The organism is Asanoa ishikariensis, from assembly GCF_900107455.1.
Taxonomy (GTDB): domain Bacteria; phylum Actinomycetota; class Actinomycetes; order Mycobacteriales; family Micromonosporaceae; genus Asanoa; species Asanoa ishikariensis.
The window spans coordinates 666,633-693,158 of the sequence record NZ_FNQB01000001.1 but is presented as its reverse complement, the minus strand read 5'-3'; the positions used below and the strand labels follow the sequence as shown (position 1 = coordinate 693,158).

The window sequence follows — 26,526 nt, the reverse complement described above, 5'->3', positions numbered from 1 at the left end:
AGCCCGCGCCGATCGGGCCGCTCGTCGGACCGCGCGGGTAGTGTCGAGCGTCGCGTAGGAGGTTGTCAGGGTGCAGGTCGTACACGGGGTTTGGACCGGCGGGCGGCTGGGTCTGTGGGGTGAGCAGACGCCACCCGACGTGCCCGGCGAGCCCGCGACGCTGACCCTCACCCTGCCGACGGCGGACGGCCTGCGTTTGCCTGCCGACGACGAACCGCCGGCCGGCGCCACCCTGGCCGCGTGGCCGGTCGAGGCCCTTCTGCTGGAGCCCGCCGCCGCGCTGGAGTTGCTGGGCGCGCTCGAGTCGGACCTGGACTGGACCCCGGGCGGTGACCTGCGCTACCTCGCGGTGGTCGCCTCGTACGCCACCGGACTGTTCCGACGGGGTCGGCTGCTCCCGGCGCTGGTCACCGCCGACGGCGCGCACGCGGCCCGCTGGCGCCCGGTGTTGACCGGCCGCGACGCCACCGCGTTCCGAGAGTTGGCCACGGCCATGCCCGGCGCGGTCCGGGCCGTCGACGCACCTCCGCCGGGCGAGGTGCTGCGCGATCTGCTCGACGTGTTCACCGATGCGGCCGCCCGCCGCACCCTGCCGGAGCGGCTGTTGCTCGGTCACCGCCCCGGTCCGAAGGCGCCGGTCGCCGACCGGTGGATGCGGGCCCTGACCGCCGACGACGCGACGGTCACCGCGACCGCCACGCAACGCCCGGAACTGGCCGCGCTGCGCACCGCGCTGGACGCCTGGCACCGCGCGGCGCACCAGGCCAACGAGCCGGTCCGGGTCTGCTTCCGGCTGGTCGAACCGCTGCCGACCACCGACCGCTGGGACCTCGAGTTCGCGCTCCAGTCGGTCGACGACCCGTCGTTGTACGTACCCGCGTCGGTGATCTGGGCGGGCCAGCGCGTGCCCGGCCTGCCCGCACGCCCGGACGAGACCCTGCTCGCCGGCCTCGGCCGGGCGGTCCGGCTGTTCCCTCCGCTCGACGAGGCACTCCGCGAAGCGCAACCCACGGAGAGCATCCTCGACACGGCGGCGGCGTTCACCTTCCTGCGCCAGGCCGCGCCACTCCTGCAAGCCGCCGGGTACGGGGTGCAACTACCGGCCTGGGCCGGCCGCAAGAGCCTGGGCCTGAAGCTGACCACCCGCGCCAAGTCGACGGCCGGCGGCAGCGGCGGCAAGGCGTTGGCCGCGCAGGGTGTCGGCAAGGACCAGTTGGTCGACTTCAAGGTCGACCTGATGGTCGGCGACGAGGAGATCAGCGCCGCGGACCTGCACGACCTGGCCCGCCTGAAGGTGCCGCTGCTGCGGGTCAAGGGCCGCTGGGTCGAGCTCGACGACCGCCAGCTCACCGCCGCCATCCGAGCCGTCGAGCAGCACCGCACCGGCGAGCTCACGATCGCCGAGGTGCTGGGCCAGGTCGCCGCGGGCGGCGAGGAGGACCTGCCCCTGGTCGCGGTCGACGCGGACGGCTGGCTCGGCGACCTGCTGTCCGGGGACGCGGACCACCGCCTGCAACCGACCCCGACCCCAACCACCTTCCAGGGCACCCTGCGCCCGTACCAGGAACGCGGTTTGTCCTGGCTGGACTTCCTCTCGCGCCTGGGCATCGGCGGCATCCTCGCGGACGACATGGGTTTGGGAAAGACCGCCCAGACGTTGTCGTTGCTGCTCGCCGAGCGCGAGCGCGGTGCCGCCGGGACCACGTTGTTGATTTGTCCCATGTCGCTGGTGAGCAACTGGCGCAAGGAGGCCGAGAAGTTCGCGCCCTCGCTCGACGTCTACGTGCACCACGGCGCCACCCGCGACGTAACGAGACTGGGGCACTCCGATCTCGTGATCACCACGTACGGGACGGCGTTGCGGGATCTCGACGCCTTGCGGGCCGTGGAGTGGGGTCGGGTCGTGTGCGACGAGGCGCAGGCCATCAAGAACTCCGCCACGCGGCAGGCGCAGGCCGTGCGGGCCATCCCGGCTCGGACCCGGCTCGCCCTGACCGGCACGCCGGTCGAGAACCACCTGGCCGAACTCTGGTCCATCATGGACTTCGCCAATCCGGGTCTGCTCGGGCCGGCCAAGACGTTCCGGCGGCGCTACCAGGAGCCGATCGAGGTGCGGCAGGACGAGGACGCCGCCGCCGCGTTGAAGCGGGCTACCGGGCCGTTCGTGTTGCGGCGGCTCAAGACCGACAAGACCATCATCTCCGACCTGCCGGAGAAGTTGGAGATGAAGGTCTGGTGTCCGCTGACCCCGGAGCAGGCGGCGCTCTACCAGGCCGTCGTCGACGACATGATGAACAAGATCGGGTCGAGCGCGGGCATCGAGCGGCGTGGCAACGTGCTGGCCGCGATGACCCGGCTCAAGCAGGTCTGCAACCACCCGGCGCACCTGCTGCGCGACGGTTCCAAGCTGGCCGGCCGGTCCGGCAAGCTCGCCCGGTTGCAGGAGCTGGCCGAGGAGATCGTCGAAGAGGGCGACAAGGGCCTGGTCTTCACGCAGTACGCGGAGTTCGGCTCCCTGCTTCAGCCCTATCTGGCCGCCCACCTCGACCGGCCGGTGCTCTGGCTCCACGGTGGACTGTCGAAGCAGCGGCGGGACGAGCTGGTCACCCGGTTCCAGAGCGACCCGGAGCCGATGATCTTCCTGTTGTCACTCAAGGCGGCCGGCACGGGGCTCAACCTGACCGCCGCCAACCACGTGATCCACGTCGACCGGTGGTGGAATCCGGCGGTCGAGGACCAGGCCACCGACCGCGCGTACCGGATCGGGCAGGCGCGCAACGTGCAGGTCCGCAAGTTCGTCTGCACCGGCACGATCGAGGAGCGGGTGGACGAGATGATCGAGCGCAAGAAGGCGTTGGCTCAGCGGGTCGTCGGCACCGGCGAGGAGTGGCTGACCGAGCTGTCCACCGAGGAGCTGCGCGACCTGTTCGCGCTCGACCCGAAGGCGGTGGGCTGATGCCGGTCGGTCCGGACGGCTGGTTCGACGGCGGCAAGACGATCAAGGTCGAGGGCGGCATCAAGGCCCGCTCGCGGCGCGGCTCGATCGGCGAGGAGTGGTGGTCGCGGCGCTTCATCGACATCCTCGAGGGCATCTGCGACAAGGGCCGGCTCGACCGGGGCCGCCGGTACGCCCGCCAGGGCCAGGTGCTCAACCTCGACCTCGAGCCGGGCCGGCTCAGCGCCCGGGTGCAGGGCTCACGCGCCGAGCCGTACCAGGTGGAAGTCAAGATCCCGGTGTTCGACGGGGAAGCCTGGACGCGGGTCGAGGAGGCGCTGGCGCACCAGGCGATGTTCCGGGCCAAGCTGCTCGCCGGTGAGATGCCGACCCAGATCGTGGCCATCTTCGACGACCTCGGGCTGCCGCTGTTCCCGGCGGCGCTCGACATGAGCTGCTCGTGCCCGGACTGGGGCTTTCCCTGCAAGCACCTGTCCGCGGTGCTCTACCTGCTCGCCGAGGCGTTCGACGACGACCCGTTCCTGGTGCTGGCCTGGCGCGGCCGGGAGCGCGACGTGCTGCTGAGCGCGCTGCGCGGGCCGGTCGTCGCGGAACCCCCGGCCGATCCGCTGGACATGCCTGACCGGCCGCTGCGCGTGGACGACTTCTACAGCTCGGGCGTGTCGCTGGCGAAGCTCAAAGAACTGCCCGGCGGCGGCCCGACGGCGCCGCCTGAGCTGCTGCTGCGCGTGCTGGACCCACCGGCGGTGCGGGTGCGGCACATTCCCCTGGTCGACCTGCTCCGGCCCGTCTATCGGGACCTCGGCGATGATCAACCGTCGTAGTCGACGACCAGCTTGTCGGTGACCGGGCTGGACTGGCAGGTCAGCACGTAGCCGCGGGCGAGCTCGTCGGGCTCGAGCGCGTAGTTGCGGGCCATCGTGACCTCGCCCTCGACGATCCGCGCCCGGCAGGTCGAGCACACCCCGCCCTTGCAGGCGAACGGCAGCTCGGAGCGGACCCGCAAAGCGGCGTCGAGCACCCGCTCGTCGCGGCGCATCCGCAGGGTGGAGACCCGGCCGTCGAGCAGCACGGACACCTCGACGGGTGCGGCGTCGTCGGCGGTGCTGGGCCGGCGCGGCGGCTCGGGTGCCTCGTCGACGTGGAACAGCTCGGTGTGCACGGTGCCGTGACCCGTGAGCACGTTGCGCGCGTCGGTGACCAGCCCGTACGGCCCGCACAGGAACCATTCGTCGACTTCGCCGGCCGGGACGAGCCGGTCGAGGATGCGGGTCAGGCGGTCGGCGTCGATCCGGCCGGACAGCAGCTCGGACTCGCCGGGTTCCTGGGAGAGCACGTGTACGAGGTGCAGGCGGGCGGCGTACCGGTCCTTGAGGTCGCCGAGCTCGTCGGCGAACATCACGCTGCGGGCGAACCGGTTGCCGTAGACCAGGGTGAACTGGCTGCGTTCCTCGACCGCGAGTGCGGTGGCGACGAGCGAGAGGACGGGTGTGATGCCCGAGCCCGCGGCGATCGCGCCGTAGTGCCGCTGCCGGCCGGCCTCGAACGCCGAGGTGAACTTGCCCAGCGGCGGCATCACGTCGATCGTGTCGCCCCGGCGCAGCGCACTGGCCGCGTAGCTGGAGAAGACGCCGCCAGGGATCTCCTTGACGCCGATCCGGAGCAGCCCGGTGTCGGCCAACTCGGCGGGCGTCGAGCAGATCGAGTACGAGCGCCGCGCGTCGTCGTCGACCTTGCGCACGGTCAGGTGCTGGCCGGCCCGGAAGGCGAACTGCTCGCGCAGCTCGGCGGGCACCGCGAAGGTGATGGCGACGGCGTCGTCGGTCAGCCGGTCGATGCCGGCCACCGGCAGCGGGTGGAACACCGGGCGCCGGCGGGTCGGCCGGCTGATCGTCACGCTCATCGTCAGTAGGCCTTCATCGCGTCGAACGGCTCGCGGCAGGCGCGGCAGCGCCACAGCGCCTTGCAGGCGGTCGAGCCGAAGCGGCTGAGCTGCTCGGTGTCGGCCGACCCGCAGTTCGTGCAGCGGACGGCCAGCGACAGCGCGACGGCGTGGGATGGGCCGGGCGGTGCGACACCGGCGGCGGCCAGCTTCTCGCGCCCGCTGGGTGAGATCCAGTCGGTGCTCCAGGCCGGCGCGAAGACGGTGCGGACCTCGTGGTCGGCGTGCCCGGCGGCGCGCAGGGCGGCACCGATGTCGGCGCGGATCACGTCCATCGCCGGGCAGCCCGTGTAGGTCGGCGTGATCGTGACGGTGACGTGGCCGCGGTCGTCCGTCTCGACCTCGCGGAGGATGCCGAGCTCGTCGATGGTCACCACGCGCAGCTCCGGGTCGACGACCCCGGCCACCGCCTCGCGCGCGGCCGTCACCACCGCGCTCCCGGATGGGCACGGTGCAGTTGCTGCATCTCGGCCAACAGCTCGACCAGGTGGGTGCGCTCGCCGGTCGGCTCGGCGACCGGCGTCGGCACGGTCAGGGTGGCGCGACCGAGGATGTCCTCCACAGTGGACGTCCACGTCTTGCGCAACTCGGCCGCGTCGACCGGGCCGCCTTCGCTGCTCGCGAACAGGCCGTCGACGAAGGGCCACAACGTGTCGAAGGCCGCTTGCGTGCGCCGGTGCGACTCGTCGGTGCCGTCACCCAGCCGCAGCGTCCACAGTGTGCTGTGGTCGAGGTGGTAGGCCGATTCCTTGCGGGTCTTGCCGGCGATCGCGGCGAGCCGCTCGTCGCCGGCGCCGGCCAGCGCTTCGTAGAACGGAAGCTGGAACGCCGAAAGCAGCAACAGCTTGGCGATCACCGTGCCGAAGTCCGGCTCGGGCTGCTCGACCAGCCGGCAGTTGCGGAAGTCCGCGGGGCCGCGCTGGTAGGCCAGTGCGTCCTCGTCGCGGCCCGCGCCCTCCAGCTCGCCGGCGTAGGTCAGCAGCAGCCGGGCGGCGCCGAGCTGGTCGAGCGCGATGTTCGCCAGCGCGACGTCTTCCTCCATCTCCGGTCCGGCGGCATACCAGGCGCCGAGCCGCTGGGCGGTGACGAGTGCGTCGTCGCCCAGCCGGAGGACGTAGTCGACCGTGGTCACAGGTGCTTCGCTCCGTCGGGTACGTCGTAGAAGGTGGGGTGCCGGTAGACCTTGTCACCGGCCGGGTCGAAGAAGGAGTCCTTCTCGTCGGGGCTCGACGCGGTGATGGCGGTAGCCGGCACGACCCAGATAGAGACGCCCTCTTCCCGCCGGGTGTAGACGTCCCGGGCGTTGCGCAGGGCGAGCTCCGCGTCGGGCGCGTGCAGGCTGCCGACGTGCGTGTGCGACAACCCGCGACGCGGGCGCACGAACACCTCGAACAACGGTTCGCCCGTCATACGACCACCACTTCCTCCTGCTTGGCGGCGTACGCCGCGGCGGCCTCGCGTACCCAGGCACCGTCTGAATGGGCCTGGCGCCGGTGCGCCATCCGCTCCGCGTTGCACGGGCCGTCGCCCTTGATCACTCGCATCAGCTCGTCGAAGTCCGGCGAGGTGAAGTCGTGTGCCTGGCGCTCACTGTTCCAGCGGAGACCGGGGTCCGGGATCCGCAGGCCCAGCACGCCGGCCTGCTGGACGCACATGTCGACGAAGCGCTGCCGCAGGTCGTCGTTGGAGAAGCGCTTGATCTTCCAGGCCATCGACTGCGCGGAGTGGGTGGAGTCGGTGTCCGGCGGACCGAACATCGCCAGCGACGGGTACCACCAGCGGTCGATGGCGTCCTGGGCCATCGCGTGCTGCTCCGGCGTGCCGTGCGACAGGGTGTGCAGGATCTCGTAGCCCTGCCGCTGGTGGAAGGACTCCTCCTTGCAGATCCTGATCATCGCCCGCGCGTACGGGCCGTAGGAGCAGCGGCACAGCGGCACCTGGTTGACGATCGCGGCACCGTCGACCAGCCAGCCGATCGCGCCGATGTCGGCCCAGGTCAGCGTCGGGTAGTTGAAGATCGAGCTGTATTTCTGACGGCCGTCGAGGAGCATGTCGACCAGTTCCGCGCGGGTGACGCCGAGGGTCTCGGCGGCCGCGTAGAGATAAAGGCCGTGCCCCGCCTCGTCCTGGACCTTGGCCAGCAGGATCGCCTTGCGCTTGAGCGACGGCGCGCGGGTGATCCAGCTTCCTTCGGGCTGCATTCCGATGATCTCGGAATGGGCGTGCTGGGCGATTTGCCTGACCAGGCCACGCCGATAGGCGTCGGGCATCCAGTCGCGGGGCTCGATCTTCTGGTCGGCGTCGATCACCGCGTCGAAGTAGTCCTGAAGTGCCGCCGGATCGCCTTCGACCCGACCACGGTGCGCGGCGGCGCGTAGCGCCGCCTCGGCGGCCTCGACCTGCCCGAGGAGACCACCGTCGGCCCCGGCATCCGGGCCCGCGAAGTCATTCCCGTACATGCTCTCAGTGTTACAGCTTCCTGACACACAAGCCAGCACCTGTAACAAACCCGTGGCGCGCTATCACCCTGGGTGACCGGATCCCTGCAATCTGCAAATGCTTTCTTCCACTATGGACAATGACTCCGGTCACCTCGACATCTAAGATTTCCTTAACTCTGTAGGCGAATGGTGCCCAAACAGCGTTATATCGGGCCGCTAACGCAATCTCGACCCTGCTATCGACGCGGGGACGGTCGTAGACTTCGACGCGGTAGATCGCCACCCCCTGCGATCGGTTACCGAGAGCCACCCCCCGGCCAGAAAACAACCGGAGATCACCTTCATGCGTCCACGCGTGGTTATGGTGCTCGCCATCGCAGCCCTGCTGCTCGGCGGCGTGCTGCTCGTGCCCGCCGCCTACGCCAAGATCAGTGATGGCGGCGGCGGCAGCGCCGCGACGGCTGCCGGCCCGGCGCCCACGATCCCCCCAAAGGTGGTCGAACCACCCCAGCCGACGCTCGCCCCCCAGCCGGTCTCGGTCAAGGTCGACGGTTTTTACTCCTGGGCCCTGATGGACCTGAAGACAGGCAAGATCTCCGGCTCGAAGAACAGCGCGTCACAGACGAGCTCGACCGAGTCGATGATCAAGACTTGGATCGTCTCGGACTATTTACGTCAATTGGACGAATCGGGCAAACCGCTCAGTTCTACTAATCAGGTGATGGTCCAGCGGGCGATTCGCAACAGTGACGACAACGCCGCCGGCACCATCAACAGGCTTGGCGGCGGCACCACGCAGACCAAGCGCATGATCAGTTGGTGCGGGTTGAAGAACACCCACCTCGGCACGGTGTCCGGTTACGAAGGCTGGTGGAGCTTCACCGAGATGTCCGCGCAGGACGTGACGCGGCTCGGCAAGTGCATCCAGTCGGGCAAGGCCGCCGGTAAGAAGTACACCCCGCTGGTGCTCAAAGAGATGACCAAGGTCGAAGGCAAGGTCACCCAGCAGCAGAGGTCGTCCGGCGGCGGCCGCTGGGGCGTCATCGACGGCCTGCCCAAGGAGATCACCACCAAGCAGGGCCCGATCAGCATCAAGAACGGCTGGACACCGCTCGTCTATGACAACGACTGGCACATCAGTTGCATGGCCATCAGCAAGGACTGGGTACTCGCCGTGCAGACGCGCTACCCCATCTCGCAGGGCCTGGCTTATGGCGCCAAGGTGTGTCAGGACACCGCGACCCAGTTGGTGACCCCGAAGGTCGGCGCCGCGCTGAAGATCCCTTCTTCCAGCGGCAGCCAGGGCTGAGCGTTGGCGACTCCCTCTAAGCGGCGCCGAGCCCGGCGCACCACGTCCGTTGTCGCCATAGCCGTCGTACTCGCCGCCCTCGCGGTCGCGGGAATCCGGCTCTGGCCGGGATCACCGATGGCCACCCGTGCCGCCGCCCGCTGGGAGACCCCACCCGGCCTGACCGGCGCCACTGGTGACCCGGACGCGGCGCCGACCACGCCGCCGGCCAAGACCACGCCCAAGCCAACGCTCAAGCCCCTGCCGGTCGCGGCTACGGACGTCCAGATCGACCACACCGGCTGGTACTCGTGGGCGCTGCTGGACACCCGCACCGGGAAGATGTCCGGCCCGGCCGACCGCACCGACCTGAGCACCACCGCCTCGTTGATCAAGTCGTGGATCGGCGCCGACTTCCTGCGCCGCTCGGCCGAGCAGGGCACCGACCCGAGCGCGTCGCGGATGGCCCAGGTCGAGACGATGATCAGGGACAGCGACAACAACGCCGCGCAGTCGCTCTACGAGGCCAACGGCGGGTCGCCGTCGATCAAACGGCTGATCACCATGTGCAAGCTCAAGGACAGCAAGGTCGCGGCCGACGGCGGTTGGAGCCGCACGCTGCTCTCCCCCGCCGACATCACCCGCCTCGGCGCCTGCATCGCGAACGGCACCGCCGCGGGTCCGAAATGGACGAAGTACCTGCTCGACGAGATGCGGGCGGTGCGCGGCACCGGCAACTTCGGGATCCGCAAGGCCTTCCCGGCGGCCGACCAGAAGAAGATCGCCATCAAGAACGGCTGGGTCGACCGGCAGCGCGAGCAGGAGTACCACGTGAGCTGCATGGCGATCGGCGACGGCTGGGTAGTCGGCGTGATGACCAAGTACGAGATCAACAAGGGCTACACGTACGGCGCCGACATCTGTGAGCAGGTCGGCGAGCAGCTCCGCGCCGCCGCTGGCTAGATCTCCAAGTTTCCGGGTGCGGGCCGCGCCGGCTCGCTAACCTGACCCAGGGAATCTTGGACAGAACGAAGGTCTGCCACCCTTCGTCCGGCGCATCCGGGGCTGACGTTGAGCACAAGCCATAGGCGGCGCCGGGATCACCGCGCCACGACCGTCATCGCCGTCATCGGCGTACTCGCCGTTCTCGGCTTCGCGGGAGCGCGGCTCTGGCCCGGGTCGCCGTTCGCCTCGCGGTCGGCGGCGCGCTCGCGGGTCATGCCCCAGGCGGTCGCCACCGGCCGGGTGCCCGAGTCGGCACCCACCACCGCGGCGTCGAAGCTCACGCCGCTGCCGGTGAAGGCGACCGAGATCAGGATCTCGCACAGCGGCTGGTACTCGTGGGCGCTGCTCGACACCCGTACCGGTGAGCTGTCCGGTCCGGCCGACCGCGATGCCCTGAGCACCACCGCGTCGCTGATCAAGTCGTGGATCGGCGCGGACTTCCTGCGGCGGGAGGCCGAGCGGGGTCTGCTGCCGAGCGCCGAAGAGGCCGAACTGGTCGAGACGATGATCCGAGACAGCGACAACGAGGCGGCGGAGGAGCTCTACGCCGCCAACGGCCGGGACGACTCGATCCGGCGCCTGATCTCGACCTGCGAGTTGCACGACAGCCTGGTCGCCGCGGACGGCGGCTGGAGCGGCACCCTGTTGTCCCCCGCCGACATCACCCGGCTCGGAGCGTGCATCGCGGACGGGCGTGCGGCCGGGCCGACCTGGACCGAGTACCTGCTCGAACAGCTCCGGGCGGTGCGCGACGACGGCGACTTCGGCATCCGCAAGGCGTTCCCGGAGGACCAGCAGAAGGCGATCGCCACGAAGAACGGCTGGGTCGACCGGGAAGAGGAGCAGGAGTACCACGTGAGCTGCATGGCCATCGGCACCGGCTGGGTGGTCGGCGTGATGGCCCGCTACGAGATCGAGAAAGGCCCCGAGTACGGCGCCGAGATCTGCCGGCTGGTCGGCGCGCAGCTCCGCAAGGCGGCCGGGGGTTAGTCCGTGTAGAAGACCGGGCCGGTCGCCGGGAGCTCGGGCGCCTCGCCCGCGATCGCCGCACGGCGGGCGAACTCCCGCAGGCCGGCGATCTGGCGTTCGCCGAGGGAGAAGTCGAGCACCCGGAAGTACTCCGCCAGCGTCGCCGCGTCGAACGGCTCCCAGCGGGCCGCGGCGGTGGCCACCTCGTCGAGCTCCGACAGGCACAGCTCGCGCGAGCGCAGGAACGCCTCGTGCACCTCTTTGACCTGGCCCGGGTTGCGCTCGGCGAAGTCCCGCCGGGCCGCCCAGACGGCGAACACCATCGGCAGGCCGGTCCACTCTCGCCAGGCCTGGCCCAGGTCGGTGACCGTCAGCCCGCGACCCGGTGCCTCGTAGAGCGCCCGCAGAGCGGCGTCACCGATCAGCACGGCGGCGTCGGCCTCGAGCATCATCTGGGTGAGCTCGGGCGGGCACCGGAAGTACTCGGGCGTCACGCCGTGCCGCTGGGTCAGCAGCATCTGCGCGAGCAGCACCCCGGTCCGCGAGGTCGAACCGAGCGCGACCCGGGCACCATCCAGCTCGGCGAGCGGCTTGGTCGAGACCATGTTGACGGACAGCACCGGGCCGTCGCTGCCGACCGCGAGGTCGGGCAGCAGGACCAGCTCGTCGGCGTGGCGCAGGTATTCGACCAGCGATATCGGGCCGATGTCGAGGTCACCGGCGACCAGGGCCGTGTTGAGCTTGTCCGGGGTGTCCTTGTGGAGGTCGACGTCGAGCAGAGCGCCCGAGCGCATCAGGCCCCAGTAGATCGGAAGACAGTTCAGGAACTGGATGTGCCCGACTCGGGGTCTGCGAATCTCCATCATGGTGACCTCACCGTATCCCGAGCAGTGGGACGGCGCTCAGGCGACCGCCGCGGATGTGACGCGCTCCCGCTGGATCGCCCGGGCGACCGGCACCGCGACGGCGACCACCGCCAGCACCCCGGCCAGGCCGAACCCCAGCACCAGCGCACGCGGGGAGAAGGGCCCCAGCAGGGCGCCGGCCAGCACGTACCCGAACATGGCACCGCCGTTGGCCGCGGCGTTGAGCCCGGCGAACGCCCGACCGCGCGCCCGTTCCGGCACCCGGCGGGAGACCAGGATCGTGCTGAACACCCCGAGACCGCCGTTGAGCAGGCCGCCGGCCAGCCAGAGCAGCACGACCAGCCAGACGCCGGGCGCGGCGGCGCTGATCGCGACCGGCACGCAGGTGGAGCCCAACAGGATCAGCACGGCCCGGGCCAACCCGGCGTCGTCGTCGTAGCGGCGGACGAGCTTGGCGAACACCCAGGCGCCGGCCGCCATGCCAGCGGTCCACGAGGCGGCGACCAGCCCGAACGCCGACGCGGAGGCGCCGAGGGAGTCGCGGATGAAGAAGACCTCGATGACGTTGACGCCGCCGACGCCGGCGACCACCGCGCCGAACGCGAGGAAGGTGGCGAGCAGCAGGCCGTCGCCGCGCAACGTCCAGACCGTGTTCACCGCGCCGGCGGCCGCCGGCGCCGCGTCGGTCGCGCCACCGCGCCGGGTACGCAGCAGCAGCCCCGCGCAGGCGACGGCCAGGTAGGTGGCGGCGTCGATCAGCAGGGGCGGCCGGGTGCCGAAGGCGCCGACCAGGAAGCCGGCCGCGGCCGGCCCGAGCAGCGTGCCGATCATCGACGCGGTCTGCCCGATCGCGCTCGCCTTGGGCAGGTCGTCGCGGGTGACCATCGACGGCACCAGCGCCGAGAACACCGGGTTGGTGATCGCTAGCCCCGCTGCCAGCACGCCGACCAGGGCGATCAACGCGATGGGCGCGGTGACGAAGGCCAGGGCGGCGCAGACCAGGGCCTGGACGAGCCCGGTCGCGACCAGCAGCGTGCGGCTGTCGAACCGGTCGGCCAACCGGCCCGTCAGCGGAGCGAGCGCGACGAGGGGCAGGGACGCCGCGAGCCAGAGCCCGGAGACCGCGAGCCCGCCGGCACCGCGGTCCTGCAGGGCGAGCGCGAGCGTGGTCGCGGCGAGCGCGTCGCCGGCCATGGACAGCGCCCGCGAGCCCGCGGTGATGTAGACGTCACTCCAGCGCGACGAACCGGCAGATGCGAAGGACATGTTTCGAAAATAATCCTTCACATCCGCCGGGCGCAACCCCTGACTTCGACTCAGTCGTCAGGGAACACGGCAAAATGCACGCGAACGGTACGCGCGCCGTCCGGTGGCGCGTCCCCGCGATTCCGCCTCTTCAACGGCTCGATCAACTGGTGCACCTGCTCGAAGAAGCCCTTGAGCTCCTCCGCGGTGACGAAGATCGTCGAGGTCGTCAGCCCCGCGGCGTCGTGCCATTCCTGCGACTCGTCCCGGGAACGAGACAGGTACGCCCGCAGCCGGGCCTGGTCCCGGTCGAGGTAGACCGCCATCAGCGCCTCTTCGGCGGCCCGCCGCTCGGGATCGTCGCCCCGCTCGAGGTCGATCTGAAAGGAATGCACGGGGCTCTGCCAGACCCGCTCACGCCCGTCCCCCCGACTCGGCGCCTCCTCGATCATGTTGACCTTGGCCAGCTCACGAAGGTGATAGCTGGTAGCGCTGGGCGACAACCCGACGATCTCCGCGAACTCGGTGGCGGTCGTCGCCTGCCCGGTGGAGTTGAGGTGCTCCAAGATCGCCAACCGCGCCGGATGCGCCAAGGCCCGCATCATCTTCGGATCCGTGATCTGACGCCGTTCCTGCCCGACCTCCGCCATACCCACATCGTCCCACCGCCGCCGGCCACCTCCCGGGCCGGCGGTGCCGGGTCACGCGATGGCGGCGATGTCACCGTCGTCGAAGTAGATGGCCTGCTGTAGTCGGCCACCGAGCGCGGCGGCGAACCGGGCCACCACCTCCTGGCCGGAGATCTGCCCTTGCTCGATCTGGGATACGCGCCCCTTGGTGACACCCATCCGTTCCGCGACCTGCTGCTGGGTGAACCCCCGGGCACGGCGGATCTCGGCCAGCCGCCGCCCCACCACCTCGGCCAGCAACTCGTCCTTGCCGGCAGCGACGGCGGCCTCGCCCCCGGCCCGCCGCACCTGCTCACGACGAACGTCCTGCCAGCGCACGTAGCTATTCACCGGCGTCCTCCTGCTCCGATCCAGCGACGGTGTCTACGAGCGGCCGGCCAAGACCAGGGCCGACCTCGGCCAGTAGATCGATTGCCTGGACCACCCGCGCATGGGCTGCGGCGTCTAGCTCATTGATCCACTCCAATACCTCGTTGACCACGAAGACGTCCCACTCGCCCGCGACCACCAGGCGAGTATAGCGATCGCTATACCTCGCGTCGATATTCGGTGGAATGGTCGGTTGGGCGGGCGTAACGTGGAGCGCCGCCGCGCTGGAAGCGTGGTTACCGGGCACTGCCGGCACCGGCTGGAGCATTGAGCTTGCTCCGCGCGGAGTTCCGGGCGGCCCAGGTCTTCCCGAGTCCCACTGACCACCGCCGGAAGGTTTCCTCGGATGACCCTGCCCGCTGATCACCTTGTGAACACCGATGCCACCGAGCCCGCTTCCGATCTCGAGACCGACCTCGACGGCGAACGGGCGCACCTGACCGCGTCCCGGGCCGCCCTGCGCCGGATGCGCGACCGCGCCGAAGCCCTGTTCAGCACCGGCGGCAACGTCGCCGGTGACGCCTACACCGCCGAGACGCTCGGGCGTACGCTCGCCCGCCGCGTCGCCGAGTTGGCCGACGACCCGGACACCCCGCTGTTCTTCGGGCGGCTCGACTTCGGCAGCAGCCCGGCCGCCGAGGACCACGCGGGGCACCGCTACCACGTCGGGCGCCGGCACGTCACCGATGACGACGGCGAGCCGATGGTGCTCGACTGGCGTGCGCCCGTGTCACGCGCGTTCTACCGGGCCAGCGCCCGCGAACCGCAGGGCATCGCGGTGCGCCGCCGGTTCGGGTTCGCCGCCGGGCTGCTGACCAGCTTCGAGGACGAGCATCTCGACCGGGGCGAGGAGCTCGGCACCGCCAGCCGGATCCTGACCGCCGAGATCGAGCGGCCCCGCGTCGGCCCGATGCGCGACATCGTCGCCACCATCCAGCCGGAGCAGGACGAGTTGGTCCGGGCCGACCTGGACGTCTCGATCTGCGTGCAGGGCGCGCCCGGCACCGGAAAGACGGCGGTGGGCCTGCACCGCGCCGCCTACCTTCTTTACCTACACCGCGAGCGCCTGCGCCGGTCGGGCGTGCTGGTGGTCGGGCCGAACCGGGCGTTCCTGTCCTACATCTCCGCGGTGCTGCCGGCACTCGGCGAGGTCGAGGTCGAGCAGGCGACGGTGGACGACCTGATCGCGGCCGTCCGGGTACGCGCCGAGGACTCCACGGCCGCCGCGACGGTCAAGCACGACGCCCGGATGGCCGCCGTCCTCGCCACCGCCCTCGACGCCCACATCGGCGGGGACGTCGAGCCGATGACGGTGCCCGACGGGTCGTACCGCTGGCGGATCGGTGCCGAGGTCCTCCGCCGGCTGGTCGACGACGTGCGGGCCGAGAACCTGCCCTACGGCACGGCCCGCGAACGGATCCGGGCCCGGGTGGTCAGCCTGCTGCAACGCCAGTCCGAGGCGCGCCGGGGTGACTCGCCCAACGACGCCTGGCTCCGGCGGATGGGCAAGGCCAAGCAGGTCACCGACTTCCTCGACCAGGTCTGGCCGGCGGTCACGCCGGAGGCCCTGGTCGCGGAGATCCTCATCGACCCGCCGGCCGGGGTGCTGACCGACGACGAGCGCGAGCTGATCCGCTGGCCGGCCGCTCCCCGCTCGCTCAAGTCGGCCAAGTGGACCACCGCCGACCTGGTCCTGGTCGACGAGGCCGCCGGCCTGATCGAGCGCCGACCGAGCTTCGGCCACGTCGTGGTCGACGAGGCGCAGGACCTCTCGGCGATGCAGGCCCGCGCGATCGCCCGGCGCAGCGAGCACGGCTCGATCACCCTGCTCGGCGACCTCGCCCAGGGCACCGCGCCGTGGGCCGCCGCCGACTGGCGCGAGACCCTGCGCCACCTCGGCAAGCCGGACGCCGAAGTGGTCCCGCTGACCATCGGCTTCCGCGTGCCGGCGGCGGTCGTCGCGTTCGCCAACCGCCTGCTGCCCGTCCTGGCGGTCGACGTGCCCGCCGCCCGCTCGCTGCGTAACGACGGCGGGCTGACCATCGAAGCGGTCACCGACCTCGAAGCCGCGATGGTCGACGAGGTCCGCGCGGCCCTCAGCTACGACGGATCGGTCGGCGTGATCGCGGCCGACACCGCGGTGGACGGCCTCCGCGCCGCGCTGACGAAGGCGGGCATCGAGAACGCGACCGCCGACGACGTCGAGAGCGAGGCGCGGGTGACGGTCGTCCCGGCGTCGGTCGTCAAGGGTCTCGAGTACGACCACGTGGTGGTCGTCGAACCGGCCGCCATCGTCGAAGCCGAGCCCCGCGGCCTGCACCGCCTCTACGTGGTGCTCACCCGAGCGGTCAGCCGCCTGGCCGTCCTGCACACGGCGCCGCTCCCGGCCGTGCTGAGGGACTAGAGGGTGCCGGCGTCCGGCCAATGGGTCCAGTGGGTGTTGGGCACCGGCGACGGCTGGTAACGCGTGCGGTCGCCGGTCGAGAGCACCTCGGCGAGTTGCCGGAACGTCGCGCACTCGCTCGGCAGCTCGTCGTCGACCGGCTGGCGCCACTCGTCCAGCCGCAGGATCTCGGGTAGGTCGGCCGGGATCCGGCGGCGCAGCTCAGCCTCGTCGGCGAGCAGCGCCTCCCGGTGTGCCGGCGTCAGCAGCCGCAGCACGTCGACCAGGTCGGCGCCACGATCGGCGCCGACCTCGATCTGTTGGCCGCGGACCACCAGCGGGCCGCCCGCGTAGACCTCCGACTCATCGGCGTCTTCGACCTCGTCCCAGTTGTCGACGCGGTCGAGGAAGTCCTCGTTCTCGAACCCCGGCTCGCCCTGGGTGAGGCAGTTGCCGAAGACATGCAGCACGTCGTGCAGGTTCGCGGCGCGCGGTGAATAGCCGACTGTCTCGATCACCAGCGCCCAGCGGTGGTCGTCACGGAAGGCGTGCAGGCGCACGTCGACCGGGTAGTAGTAGCCGTTGTCGAGGTAGGGAAACAAAGCCTCGTCGGCCGCATTGTCGAGCTGTTCGAGGATGTGGCTGGTCACCAGCGCAATCTAGCTATCCGGCCCTGCTCGCCGGAGGCGTAGCAGACCGAGAGCCCGGCGCACTCGACCGCGTCGAAGCTGCCCGAGTCGAACAGCGACCACTTCCGGCCGCCGTCGTAGGAGATGTCGCTGCCGGTCGGACCCACCGCCAGCACCGGACCCAGGCGGGTCATCCAGGCCGCGCCCGAGCGGTACTCGCCCGGCTCGTCCGCCGCCGGTGTCCACGTGCGGCCGCCGTCGCGGGTGATGGCCGCGCCGTCGGGGGCCGCGGTCGGGGTCGCGTAGTCGCCGCCGACCGCCACACCGTGGTCGCGGTCGCGGAAGGCCAGCGAGTAGATGCCGGCCGACGGGCCGCTGGGCACCGGGGTGCCGGACACCTTCCAGGACAAGCCCCGGTCGTCGCTGCGGAAGACCCGGGCGCTGGCCCCGCCGCCGGTGGCGAAGTAGGCGCGGCCGCCGGACGAGACCAGGCAGGTGCCGCTGGCCGCGAACGCGAACTCGCCCGGCAGGGCCGCTGGCATCCCGGCCGACGGCAGCACCGACCACGAACGACCCGCGTCGCTCGTGGACAGGATGCGGAACTTGCCGTCGACCGGGTCCGACAGGGCCAACCCGTGTCGCTCGTCGAGGAAGGTCAGGCAGTCGTAGAAAGCTGCCGGGTCGGTGTTGCGGTACGTCTCCGTCCACGTGCGGCCGCCGTCCGCCGTGCGATAGACGCGGGAGTCCTCGCCGGTGCCGATGGACAGCGCGACCGCCCGCCGGGCGTCGAAGGCCTCGATGTCACGAAGCTCCAGCGCCGCGGCCTCCGGAGGGCCGACCGAGGACCAGGTGCGACCCCCGTTGACCGTACGCAGGACCGTGCCCTGACTGCCGCTGGCCCAGACCGTGGCCGCGCTGACCACGGAGAGGCCGCGCAGCCGCGCGGTGCTGTCGGTCGGAGAGAGCTCCCAGGACGGTGACGGGGTATGGGTGAACCCCGTCGAGACGGCCAGCACGCCCAGTGAGACGGCGGCCATCGACGCTTTCCGCATCCACATGCCGACCGAACTTACTCTGGATCAGCGCCCGTGGATATCTTCTTCCACACCCGCTGAGCCAGATCGCCGAGTCGCTCGAGTGCCCGGCCCCGCGACCCGAGGGCGCAAAGGCTGCCTAACAGCAGGTCCTTGTCGCGGTCCGGCGGCGGCAGGTCGCCGAGGATGCGCTTGGCGCTCTCGGCACCGAAGCCGCGCGTCCAGCCGTTGTTGTCGAAGAAGTGGATGCGTTCGATGGCCTCCTTCAGGGTCTCGCTGCGGCTGTCCACGGTGATCTGTCCGGTCGTCAGGTTGACGGCGCGGGTCACCATCGCCCATCCGATCAGCGGGTGGGCACCGGACTCCACGGCGGCGAACGCGCCGTAGCGGGCGGCCTGGAGCGAGTTGTGCACGTCGTCGTAGTCGGGCAGGTAGGCGAGCACGGCATGACCCCGTCCAGGATTGCCACCCTTGCCGGGGTCGCGCAGGAGGGGCTGGAGGGCGTGGGCTCGGGCCTGTTCGAGCACCCACGCGGCCGCCAGTTCGGCGGCGTCGTCATGAGGGGTGTGGTCGTCGCTGGGCACCCATGCGGTGCGGTGCGTAAGAACGCTCACAAACTCCGACGGTAACCACAAAATCCGTCGATTATCACGAATACCTAGGAACCGCTCGGACAGTCTCGGCTGACCGGACGGATCACTTCGGGTCAGAACGGACAGGAACCACGAGCGGCCCGTCGACGCCGTCCACGACTCGGACCCTGGCCCGGTAGAAGCGGGACAGGAGCTCCTCGGTCAACACTTCGCGCGGGGTGCCGGCCGCGACCACCGCACCCTCGGCCAGCAGCACCAACCGGTCCGCGTAGCCGCCCGCGATCGAGAGGTCGTGCATCGTCGCGAGCACCGTCAGACCCTGGTCGCGGCGCAGCGTGTCGACGAGTTCGAGCACCTCCTGCTGGTGGCCGATGTCGAGCGCGCTGGTCGGCTCGTCCAGCAGCAGCAGCGACGGCTCCTGGGCCAGCGCCCGTGCCAGGAACGCCCGCTGCCGCTCGCCACCGGAGAGGGTCTCGAGCTCGCGGTCGCCGAACCCGCTCAGGTCGAGGCGGTCCAGCAGGGCGCGCACCGCGGCCAGGTCACCAGCCGACTCGCGGCCGAGCAGCGAGACGAACGGCGTGCGGCCGAGCAGCACGTAGTCGAAGACCGACATCCCCGGGGGTACGACCGGCGACTGCGCGACGGTGGCCACCGTGCGGGCGCGGGCGCGGCGGCGCAGGCGCTCAACCGGCGTACCCAGCAGGGAGACCGCGCCCGACGTGGGCAGCAGGCCGCCGATCGCCCGCAGCAGCGTCGACTTGCCGGCGCCGTTGGGCCCGATCACCGCGACCCATTCGCCGGACGCGACCGACAGATCGACGCCGCGCAGGATCGGCGACTTCCCGAGCGTGACGTGCAGGTCGCGAACGGAGATGGCGGTCATGTGAGCACCCGCTTCGCGGAGCGCAGGACGAGCACGAAGAACGGTCCGCCGACGAACGCCGTGACCACACCGATCGGGATCTCGGCGGGCGCGGCGAACGTCCGCCCCGCCAGGTCGGCCAGCGCCAGGAACGCCGCGCCGAACAGCATCGACAGCGGCAGGATCGCGCGGTAGCTGCCGCCGGCGAGCATCCGCACGATGTGGGGCACGACGATGCCGACGAACCCGATCAGCCCAGAGACCGACACCGCCGCGGCGGTGCCGAGTGAGGCCGCCGCGATCAGGATGAAGCGGGACCGCTGCGGGTGCAGGCCGAGGCTGCTCGCCTCGTCGTCACCGACCGAGAGCACGTCGAGCTCGCGGCGCAGGGCGAGCACGACGACCGTGGTGACGACCGCGTACGGCAGCAGCAGCCGCACCTCGTGCCAGCCGTTGGTGGCCAGCCGCCCGAGCAACCACGAGTAGATGGCCCGGATGTCGTCGGCGTTGCGCTGCATGAGGTACGTCTGCCCGGCGGCGAGGAACGCGGACACCGCGACGCCGGCGAGGATCAGTGAGGCCGGACTGCGGTCCCGGCCACCGACGCCGAGCAGGTAGGTCAGCGCGACCGCGATCAGCGCGCCGGCGAAGGCCGCCAGCGGCACGCTCGGTGGCAGGGAACCCAGGTCCGCTCCGCGCAGGGCGACAACCGCGGTCACCGCGAGCCCGGCGCCGGCCGCCGCGCCCAGCAGATACGGGTCGGCCAGCGGGTTGCGGAACGCGCCCTGGTAGCAGGCGCCGGCCAGCGACAGCATCGCGCCGGCGAGCAGCGCCAGCACCACCCGGGGCAGCCTTAGCTGCAGGAGGATCGCGGCGTCGCGCTCCGTTAGTCCACTATGGATGTCGACGCCCGGGATCAGGTCCAGCAGCTCGGCGGCGACCCCGCCGGGCGGCAGTGAGACCGGACCGAAGGCGAGCCCGGCGATGGCCGCGACCGCCACGGCGAGCACACCGCCGAGCAGCCACGGCCACCGTACGCCGGGGATTCTCAAAGGTTTCAGGCTGGCACCTTGGACACCGCGTCCGCGACCTGACGGAGCAGGTCGACGGTGCGCGGGCCCCACCGCGAGCCGATGTCGTCGTTGAGCGGCACGATCTGCCCGGTCTTCACCGCCGTGATGCCGGCCCAGCCGGGGCGGGCCTTGACCGTCTCGGCGCTCTGCTGGCAGCACACCGTGTCGGACAGGAAGATCAGGTCGGGGTCGGCCTTGACCAGCGACTCGGCGGCGAGCTGCGGATAGCCAGCGCTCTTGCCGTCCGCGTCGGCGGGGTCCGCGATGTTCTCCAGGCCGAGCTGGCCCAGCAGCGCGCCGACGAAGGTCTTGGAGGTCAGCGAGTAGAGCTCCGGGCCCAACTCGTAGTAGTAGGTCAGCTTGGTCGTCCGCTTCGGGACGTCGGCGACCAGCTTGTCGACCTCGACCTTCATCCGCTTGGCCAGGTCCTCCGCCGCCGGCCGGTTGCCGGTCAGCGCGCCCAGGTCGGTGATCTGCCGGTACGTGTCGTCGATCGTCTTGCCGGCCGCCGCGAGGTAGACCGGGATCTTCAACTGCGTGAGCTGGGCGACCACGTTGTTCGTGTCGTTGGAGACCACGACGAGGTCGGGCGACTTGCCGGCGATCGCCTCGGCGTTGGGCTGGTAACCGGACAGGTCGCTCTTCGGCGCCTCGGCCGGGAAGTTGGACTGGTCGTCGACCGCCAACACCTGCGGGCCGGCACCGACCGCGAAGAGCATCTCGGTCGCGGTCGGCGACAGAGAGACGATCTTGGTCGGCTTGGCCGCGACGGTGACGTCGCCGACGGTCGCCGGGAAGTCGGCGGTGGCGCTGACGTCGGTGTTCGGCGGAGTGCCGCCGTTCTCCGTGTTGCCACCGGAGCCGCAGCCGGTGAGCGCGAGGGCCGCGCCGAGAGCGACGGCGACGAAACGGGCCGGATATCGCATCAGTGCCTCCTGTCGGTCGAGGTCTGGTGCTTCGCCGACAGGGGTTCGCCCGGCCTGCGAGGCGCCCTTCCTCGAGAGCGCTGGTTCGCGACCCCGGCAGGCGACCTGGCTTGTCCCCTTGGAACAGGGGCATCACAGTTGCGGGACAGCGCCGGGTTCACACCGGCTTCGCTGCTTCGGGTCGGGAGCACGGTAACCCAGAGGTCACCATGACCGGCAGGGCTGTTACGCGGCCGTTAGGCGCATCACCGGCGCCCCGCGGTTGCCCACGGGACGCCGGTGACGTCGATACTCAGCTCTGGGTGATCCGGACGTCGTCGACGCCGGCCTCCACGAGCGAAGCGGTCGAGGCATCAGTCGCCTCGATCAGGATCCGGACCGACTGCCCGGCGTACGCGGACAGGTTGGCGTTCGCGACCGCCCACGCACCGTTGCGGTTGGTGGCCGCGCCGGCCTGACTGAAGACGGCCGTCGTGCCGCCGTTGTGCACCACGCTGACCCGGAAGAAGTCCGCCGACGACGAGTTCGTGCCATGGGCGAGATACCAGGACAGGCTCAGCGTCAGGGTGCCGCTGGCGGGCAGGGTGATCGCCGGCGAGCGGACGCTGGTCAGGCCGCCGTCGATGTCGAAGTCGCCCGCGGCGGTGCCGGCCGACGCGCCGGTGACCAGGTCGTTGGTGCCGCTGACGGTGGTGCCGAGCTGCTTGGCACCGCTCGACGTGGTCGCTGCCGGGTCACCGCGTACCCACTGCCCGCTGGTAGCGGTGTCGGTGCTGGACGGGTTGGTGGTCCAGCCGGTGGCCGTCTCGAAGGTGTCGGAGTAGACGGTCGTGCCGCCACCGCCACCGCAGTACTGCGCCTCCTTGCCGATGACGCGGTACGGGCAGTCCGCGGCCTCGGAAAGCATCAGCACGGCTTCGCGGTTGCGGCTGGTCTGCGCCGGGATCACCTCGTCGGGCGGGTAGAAGCCGCCACCGCTGGCGGAACCCGGATACATCTCGAAGGTGTACGCCCAGATGTTGTGGGCTGCCCACATCCAGTCGATGCTCGTGCCGTCGGCGATGTAGAGGTCGGACGACTGCTCGGGCGTGTAGCTGTTGGTCGCGGCCATCTGCTGCCCGAGGGTGGCGAACGTGTTGTACTGGTCCGCGGTCATCCCGGTCGCCGTATTGGCGGTGGTGTAGCCGAAGGGCCAGAGCACGAGCTGCGAGTACGTGTGGAAGTCGATGTTGGCCTTGATCTGCTGCTGGCCGCCGACGACCCGGCTGTTGACGAAGTCGCGCAGGCGCTGGGTCTCCGGGGCGCTGAACGCCGACGGGCCACGGTAGGTCTCCGAGCTGGTCGTGCCGGACGATCCGCCGCAGCAACCCCACTGGTAGCTCCAGTTGCGGTTGAGGTCGGTGCCCACATTGGACGAGCCGGAGTTGGGCTGCCGGTTCTTGCGCCAGCTCCGGTAGGACCCCGTGGCGATGTCGTACTCGCTGCCGTCCGGGTTGACGCTCGGCACGATCCAGATTTCCCGGCTGTTGACGATGTTCGTGATCCGGGAGTCCGAGCCGTAGTTGTCGGTGAACAGGTTGAGCAGGTAGATGGCCATCTCGACGGTCAGGTGCTCACGCGCGTGCTGCTGCGCGTTGAACAGGATCTCCGGCTCGGCCTCGTCGGTGTTGACGTTGTCGGAGATCTTGATCAGCATCAGGTCGCGGCCCTCGTACGAGCTGCCGATCGACAGCTTGCGGGCGATCGACGGGTGGTCCGCGACGACCTGGTTGACCACGGCGGTCAGCTCGGCGTAGTCGTGGTAGTTGGAGTCCGCGGGCGGGAACGCCAGCGCCGTCGGGCCACCACTGGCCGCTGGGGCCGTGACGCGCTCCAGTTTGAAGCCGAGCCGCCCGATGGCGGCGGCCTCGACCGCGGTGGCGGTGACGTTGAGAACGCCGTGCTCGACGTAGTCGATCGCGGCACCGGTGCGAGCGACGGCGTTGCGTTCGGCCAGGGTCTTCGGGCCGAGAACGCGGTACTCGGCCGACGGCGCGACCACGGCGCGCGGCCCGCCGGGCGCCGGTTTCGCCGAGACCGGGTTGGCCGAGGCGACTAGCAGGCCGACGATCGCGGTGCTGACCAGTGCGGTCAGCGCGCGGCGCCGGCCCAGACGGATGGCCATGCATGACCTCCATGGGGGTAGGTGGAGGAACGTTGGTCGAACCTCACCACCCGTTTCATGGTCATATCAATATGGGTCTTTGTGCGGGGGCATGCCAGGTCGATCATCCTGCCGGCAATGAACTTCAGCGAAATGCGGTCTGGTGAAACTTCCTTTCGCCAGCGATAGTGACAGCCATGAACGCATCAGCGCGGGCGGCCGTCGCGGTTTTCGGCGCGGTTGCCTTGATTGCCGGGTTCGCGGCACCGGCTGGCGCCGCCACCTCGACGCCCGTCCATGACGAACAGATCACGTACCAGGGCTGGTCGACCTATCGCGACTGGCGTACCGGCACGCACCAGGGCACCCTGGCTCTGCCGGGCATTCCGGGCGTTCCCGGCCTGCAGGGTGGCGTGACCATCCTGCGTCCACAGGGGACGACCGAATACACCGATCCGCACACCGGCGTGACCCGAAGCTGGAACTACGCCACCTGGACCTCGCCGAAGCGCGACGTCGGGTTCGACGCGAGCGAGCTCATCGCCTCGTGGAACGCCGAGACGCCGCGCGGCACCTGGATCCAGGTCGAGATGCAGGGCACCTACAACACCGGTAACCAGACTCCGTGGTACGTGATGGGGCGCTGGGCGTCCGGCGACGAGGACATCCGGCGCACGTCGGTGAACCGGCAGGGCGACCCGTACTCGACGATCTGGACCGACACGTTCTCGATCGACGACGTCGCCACCGGCGTGATGCTGCGCTCGTACCAGTTGCGGCTGACTCTCTACAAGGCGCCGGGCCAGTTCGCCGCGCCACGGGTCTGGGCGCTGGGCGCGATGTCGTCCTATGTGCCCGACCGGTTCACCGTGCCGCCGAGCGCCGGGCACATCGCCTGGGGCAAGGAACTGGCGGTGCCGACCTACTCACAGAACATCCACGAGGGGCACTATCCCGAGTACGACGGCGGCGGCGAGGCCTGGTGCTCGCCCACCTCGACCGAGATGGTCGTCGAGTACTGGGGCCGCAAGCCCTCGGCCGCGGACACCGCGTGGGTCGACCCGACCTACCCGGACCCGTCGGTCAACCACGCGGCCCGGATGACCTACGACTACACGTACGACGGTGCGGGGAACTGGCCGTTCAACACCGCGTACGCGGCGTCGTATCCCGGGTTGGAAGGCAAGGTCACCCGGCTGCACTCGCTCGACGAGGCGGAGCGCTTCATCGCGGCCGGCATCCCGATCGTCACCTCGCAGTCCTTCCTGGCCAGCGAGCTGGACGGGGCGAACTACGGCACGTCCGGGCACCTGTTCGTGATCGTCGGCTTCACCATGGACGGCGACGTCATCATCAACGACCCGGCCAGCTCGTCGAACGACGTGGTCCGCAACGTCTACAAGCGCAGCCAGTTCGAGCAGATCTGGCTGCGCACGAAGCGGATCAACGCGAGCGGCGGCACCTCGGGCGGCACCGGCGGCATCGCCTACCTGATCAAGCCGTGGTGGAAGCCCTGGCCGAAGGTGGCCGGCTCGACCAACTGGTAGCTAGGAAACGCTGGCCGGCGGCTCTTCGTCGCCGGCCAGCGCGGAGCGGAGCTTGGCCTTGTCGGCGCGGCGCTTGTCGACCGTGTCGGCGAGCTGCTGCGCCATCTGGTCGCGCCACGTGCGCAGGAAGAACCACGAGACCGTCGCCGAGAAGGCCACCGCCAGGATCAGCTTGAGGAACAGGCCCATCGGCACCGGCAGCAGCACGGCGAAGATGACCACGAAGAGCCCGAGCCGGGCCAGCGTGTACTTGACGGTGGGGCTCACGACATCACGTCCTGCGGTTCGGCGCGGCGCTCGGCCAGCGACGGAGGAGCGTCGTACTCGCGGACGACGTTGTAGCGGGTGTCCCGCTCGACGGGCCGGAAGCCGGCGTCCCCGATCATGTTGAGCAGGTCTTCGCGGTGCATCGTGTTGGGCGTGCCGTACGAGTCGGCGTCGTGCGTGATCTTGTATTCGACCACCGAGCCGTCCAGGTCGTCGACGCCGAAGTTCAGCGAGAGCTGGGCGACCGACAGGCCGTGCATCACCCAGAAGCACTTGACGTGCGGCACGTTGTCGAACATCAGGCGGGACACGGCGAAGGTCTTGAGCGACTCGGCCGGGGACGCCATCGTGGTGCGCGCCTGGAGCTTGTTGCGGACCTTGCCGTCCTGCGAGTCGACGAAGTCGTGCTGGTAGCGCAGCGGGATGAAGACCGCGAAGCCACCGGTCTCGTCCTGCAGCTCACGCAGCCGCATGACGTGGTCGACGCGGTGCCGGGGCTCCTCGATGTGCCCGTACAGCATCGTGGCCGGGGTCTTCATGCCCTTGCTGTGCGCCAGCTTGTGGATCCGCGACCAGTCTTCCCAGTGGCACTCGTGGTCGACGATGTGCTGGCGGACCTCCCAGTCGAAGATCTCCGCACCACCGCCGGTCAGCGACTCGAGGCCCGCGTCCATCAGCTCGTCGAGGATCGCGTCGGCGGACAGCCCGCTGATCTTCTCGAACCACTGCACCTCGGTCGCGGTGAAGCACTTGAGGTTGACGTTCGGCAGCGCCGACTTCAGCTCGCGCAGCACCTTGGGGTAGTAGCGCCACGGCAGCGTCGGGTGCAGGCCGTTGACGATGTGCAGCTCGGTGAGCTGCTCACTCTCCATCTCCTTGGCCTTGCGGACGGCCTCGTCGATGCGCATCGTGTACGCGTCCTTCTCGCCCGGCTTGCGCTGGAACGAGCAGTATGCGCAACTGGCCGAACAGACGTTGGTCAGGTTGAGGTGCCGGTTGATGTTGAACATCACCCGGTCGCCGTTGAGCTCTGTGCGCTTGTGGTGGGCCAGCCGGCCGAGCCAGGCCAGGTCATCGCACTCGTAGAGGTCCACACCGTCTTGACGGGAAAGTCGGATACCCGCGTAGACCTTTTCCTCGAGCTCGTGCTTACGTGCCTCGTCCATGCAGGCGAGCGTACGTGCCGCCGGCCGATGATCACTGATTGGCTACCACCGTTCACCGGTTCTCAGCGTCTCGTTACCGCTGCTGCCATCGACAGTGACCACAGTTTTGCGGTAGTAACGAGTGTGACGGGAT

25 protein-coding genes, 1 pseudogene and 1 riboswitch are annotated in these 26,526 nt (G+C 70.2%); of the genes and pseudogenes, 7 read left to right on the top strand and 19 right to left on the bottom strand.

Going from position 1 to position 26,526, the window contains the following annotated elements; all coding sequences use genetic code 11:
• Window positions 1–70: 70 nt before the first annotated feature.
• Window positions 71–2,956, top strand: a complete 2,886-nt coding sequence (locus BLV39_RS03245; RefSeq protein WP_090786951.1) for a DEAD/DEAH box helicase — start codon at window positions 71–73, stop codon at window positions 2,954–2,956.
• The gene (locus tag BLV39_RS03240; protein ID WP_090786948.1) at window positions 2,956–3,780 is read left to right on the top strand and encodes an SWIM zinc finger family protein; all 825 of its coding nucleotides are present in this window, start codon (window positions 2,956–2,958) and stop codon (window positions 3,778–3,780) included. Before BLV39_RS03245 ends, BLV39_RS03240 begins: the two co-directional genes overlap by 1 nt.
• Here the strand turns inward: BLV39_RS03240 and paaE are convergent.
• The 5 genes from paaE to paaA are packed head-to-tail and all read right to left on the bottom strand — an operon-like array spanning window position 3,768 to window position 7,357.
• Window positions 3,768–4,859, bottom strand: coding sequence for a 1,2-phenylacetyl-CoA epoxidase subunit PaaE (gene paaE / locus BLV39_RS03235; protein ID WP_090786946.1), 1,092 nt, complete (start codon window positions 4,857–4,859; stop codon window positions 3,768–3,770). The two genes, BLV39_RS03240 and paaE, sit on opposite strands and share 13 nt — an antisense overlap.
• A gap of 2 nt (window positions 4,860–4,861) precedes the next feature.
• Window positions 4,862–5,326, bottom strand: a complete 465-nt coding sequence (gene paaD, locus BLV39_RS03230; protein ID WP_090791079.1) for a 1,2-phenylacetyl-CoA epoxidase subunit PaaD — start codon at window positions 5,324–5,326, stop codon at window positions 4,862–4,864.
• Entirely contained in the window at window positions 5,323–6,030 is a 708-nt protein-coding gene (paaC, locus tag BLV39_RS03225) for a 1,2-phenylacetyl-CoA epoxidase subunit PaaC (protein ID WP_090786944.1), read from the bottom strand. Before paaC ends, paaD begins: the two co-directional genes overlap by 4 nt.
• Entirely contained in the window at window positions 6,027–6,308 is a 282-nt protein-coding gene (paaB, locus tag BLV39_RS03220) for a 1,2-phenylacetyl-CoA epoxidase subunit PaaB (protein ID WP_090786942.1), read from the bottom strand. Before paaB ends, paaC begins: the two co-directional genes overlap by 4 nt.
• Window positions 6,305–7,357 carry a 1,2-phenylacetyl-CoA epoxidase subunit PaaA gene (gene paaA, locus BLV39_RS03215; protein ID WP_090786939.1) on the bottom strand — a complete coding sequence of 351 codons (1,053 nt, stop codon included), beginning with the start codon at window positions 7,355–7,357 and terminating at the stop codon, window positions 6,305–6,307. Before paaA ends, paaB begins: the two co-directional genes overlap by 4 nt.
• Window positions 7,358–7,682: 325 nt before the next feature.
• Here paaA and BLV39_RS03210 point away from each other — a divergent pair, with 325 nt between their 5' ends.
• The 3 genes from BLV39_RS03210 (at window position 7,683) to BLV39_RS03200 (ending at window position 10,622) form a co-directional block, all read left to right on the top strand.
• Window positions 7,683–8,648 (top strand): hypothetical protein, encoded by a 966-nt coding sequence (locus tag BLV39_RS03210; protein WP_090786936.1) that lies wholly within the window; start codon window positions 7,683–7,685, stop codon window positions 8,646–8,648.
• Window positions 8,649–8,651: 3 nt separating this feature from the next.
• Window positions 8,652–9,590 (top strand): serine hydrolase, encoded by a 939-nt coding sequence (locus BLV39_RS03205; protein ID WP_090786933.1) that lies wholly within the window; start codon window positions 8,652–8,654, stop codon window positions 9,588–9,590.
• A gap of 108 nt (window positions 9,591–9,698) precedes the next feature.
• Window positions 9,699–10,622 (top strand): serine hydrolase, encoded by a 924-nt coding sequence (locus BLV39_RS03200; RefSeq protein ID WP_090786929.1) that lies wholly within the window; start codon window positions 9,699–9,701, stop codon window positions 10,620–10,622.
• Here the strand turns inward: BLV39_RS03200 and BLV39_RS03195 are convergent.
• From BLV39_RS03195 to BLV39_RS03175, 5 genes and pseudogenes are all read right to left on the bottom strand, one after another.
• A complete protein-coding gene (locus tag BLV39_RS03195) occupies window positions 10,619–11,467 on the bottom strand; it encodes a menaquinone biosynthetic enzyme MqnA/MqnD family protein (protein ID WP_090786926.1) in 849 nt (282 codons plus the stop codon). The two genes, BLV39_RS03200 and BLV39_RS03195, sit on opposite strands and share 4 nt — an antisense overlap.
• Before the next feature lie 36 nt (window positions 11,468–11,503).
• Entirely contained in the window at window positions 11,504–12,733 is a 1,230-nt protein-coding gene (locus tag BLV39_RS03190; RefSeq protein WP_090786923.1) for an MFS transporter, read from the bottom strand.
• Between the two features lie 50 nt (window positions 12,734–12,783).
• Complete coding sequence (locus BLV39_RS03185; RefSeq protein ID WP_090786920.1) at window positions 12,784–13,362, bottom strand: ArsR/SmtB family transcription factor; 579 nt, start codon at window positions 13,360–13,362, stop codon at window positions 12,784–12,786.
• Window positions 13,363–13,413: 51 nt separating this feature from the next.
• On the bottom strand, window positions 13,414–13,731 hold the full coding sequence (locus BLV39_RS03180) for a helix-turn-helix domain-containing protein (protein ID WP_090786917.1): 318 nt from the start codon (window positions 13,729–13,731) through the stop codon (window positions 13,414–13,416).
• 16 nt (window positions 13,732–13,747) lie between these two features.
• Window positions 13,748–13,909, bottom strand: a pseudogene (locus tag BLV39_RS03175) (type II toxin-antitoxin system RelE/ParE family toxin); the annotation flags it as partial.
• Between the two features lie 207 nt (window positions 13,910–14,116).
• Between BLV39_RS03175 and BLV39_RS03170 the strand changes: the two are divergent.
• Window positions 14,117–16,174, top strand: a complete 2,058-nt coding sequence (locus BLV39_RS03170; RefSeq protein WP_090786914.1) for a HelD family protein — start codon at window positions 14,117–14,119, stop codon at window positions 16,172–16,174.
• Here the strand turns inward: BLV39_RS03170 and BLV39_RS03165 are convergent.
• The 7 genes from BLV39_RS03165 to BLV39_RS03135 all read right to left on the bottom strand — a co-directional run bounded on the left by BLV39_RS03165 (window position 16,171) and on the right by BLV39_RS03135 (window position 23,434).
• Window positions 16,171–16,803: a DUF7003 family protein gene (locus BLV39_RS03165; RefSeq protein WP_239083686.1), complete on the bottom strand. Its 633-nt coding sequence runs from the start codon at window positions 16,801–16,803 to the stop codon at window positions 16,171–16,173. The two genes, BLV39_RS03170 and BLV39_RS03165, sit on opposite strands and share 4 nt — an antisense overlap.
• On the bottom strand, window positions 16,800–17,840 hold the full coding sequence (locus BLV39_RS03160) for a WD40/YVTN/BNR-like repeat-containing protein (protein WP_244895836.1): 1,041 nt from the start codon (window positions 17,838–17,840) through the stop codon (window positions 16,800–16,802). The genes BLV39_RS03165 and BLV39_RS03160 overlap by 4 nt, the downstream gene beginning before the upstream one ends.
• An 11-nt stretch (window positions 17,841–17,851) precedes the next feature.
• Window positions 17,852–18,430, bottom strand: coding sequence for a hypothetical protein (locus BLV39_RS03155; RefSeq protein WP_143049626.1), 579 nt, complete (start codon window positions 18,428–18,430; stop codon window positions 17,852–17,854).
• An 82-nt stretch (window positions 18,431–18,512) separates the two neighbouring features.
• Complete coding sequence (locus BLV39_RS03150) at window positions 18,513–19,292, bottom strand: ABC transporter ATP-binding protein (protein ID WP_090786903.1); 780 nt, start codon at window positions 19,290–19,292, stop codon at window positions 18,513–18,515.
• Entirely contained in the window at window positions 19,289–20,332 is a 1,044-nt protein-coding gene (locus BLV39_RS03145) for a FecCD family ABC transporter permease (protein WP_239083703.1), read from the bottom strand. Before BLV39_RS03145 ends, BLV39_RS03150 begins: the two co-directional genes overlap by 4 nt.
• Window positions 20,329–21,273 carry an ABC transporter substrate-binding protein gene (locus tag BLV39_RS03140; RefSeq protein WP_373315329.1) on the bottom strand — a complete coding sequence of 315 codons (945 nt, stop codon included), beginning with the start codon at window positions 21,271–21,273 and terminating at the stop codon, window positions 20,329–20,331. The genes BLV39_RS03145 and BLV39_RS03140 overlap by 4 nt, the downstream gene beginning before the upstream one ends.
• A gap of 75 nt (window positions 21,274–21,348) precedes the next feature.
• A riboswitch (cobalamin riboswitch) is annotated at window positions 21,349–21,497 on the bottom strand.
• Window positions 21,498–21,562: 65 nt separating this feature from the next.
• Entirely contained in the window at window positions 21,563–23,434 is a 1,872-nt protein-coding gene (locus BLV39_RS03135) for a M14 family metallopeptidase (RefSeq protein WP_090786894.1), read from the bottom strand.
• Between the two features lie 176 nt (window positions 23,435–23,610).
• Here BLV39_RS03135 and BLV39_RS03130 point away from each other — a divergent pair, with 176 nt between their 5' ends.
• A complete protein-coding gene (locus BLV39_RS03130; RefSeq protein ID WP_090786891.1) occupies window positions 23,611–24,960 on the top strand; it encodes a C39 family peptidase in 1,350 nt (449 codons plus the stop codon).
• Here the strand turns inward: BLV39_RS03130 and BLV39_RS03125 are convergent, their stop codons facing one another.
• Together BLV39_RS03125 and mqnE are read right to left on the bottom strand one after the other, a co-directional pair.
• Window positions 24,961–25,227, bottom strand: coding sequence for a DUF4229 domain-containing protein (locus tag BLV39_RS03125; RefSeq protein WP_090786888.1), 267 nt, complete (start codon window positions 25,225–25,227; stop codon window positions 24,961–24,963).
• Window positions 25,224–26,393 carry an aminofutalosine synthase MqnE gene (gene mqnE / locus BLV39_RS03120; RefSeq protein WP_090786885.1) on the bottom strand — a complete coding sequence of 390 codons (1,170 nt, stop codon included), beginning with the start codon at window positions 26,391–26,393 and terminating at the stop codon, window positions 25,224–25,226. The genes BLV39_RS03125 and mqnE overlap by 4 nt, the downstream gene beginning before the upstream one ends.
• Window positions 26,394–26,526: the final 133 nt, after the last annotated feature.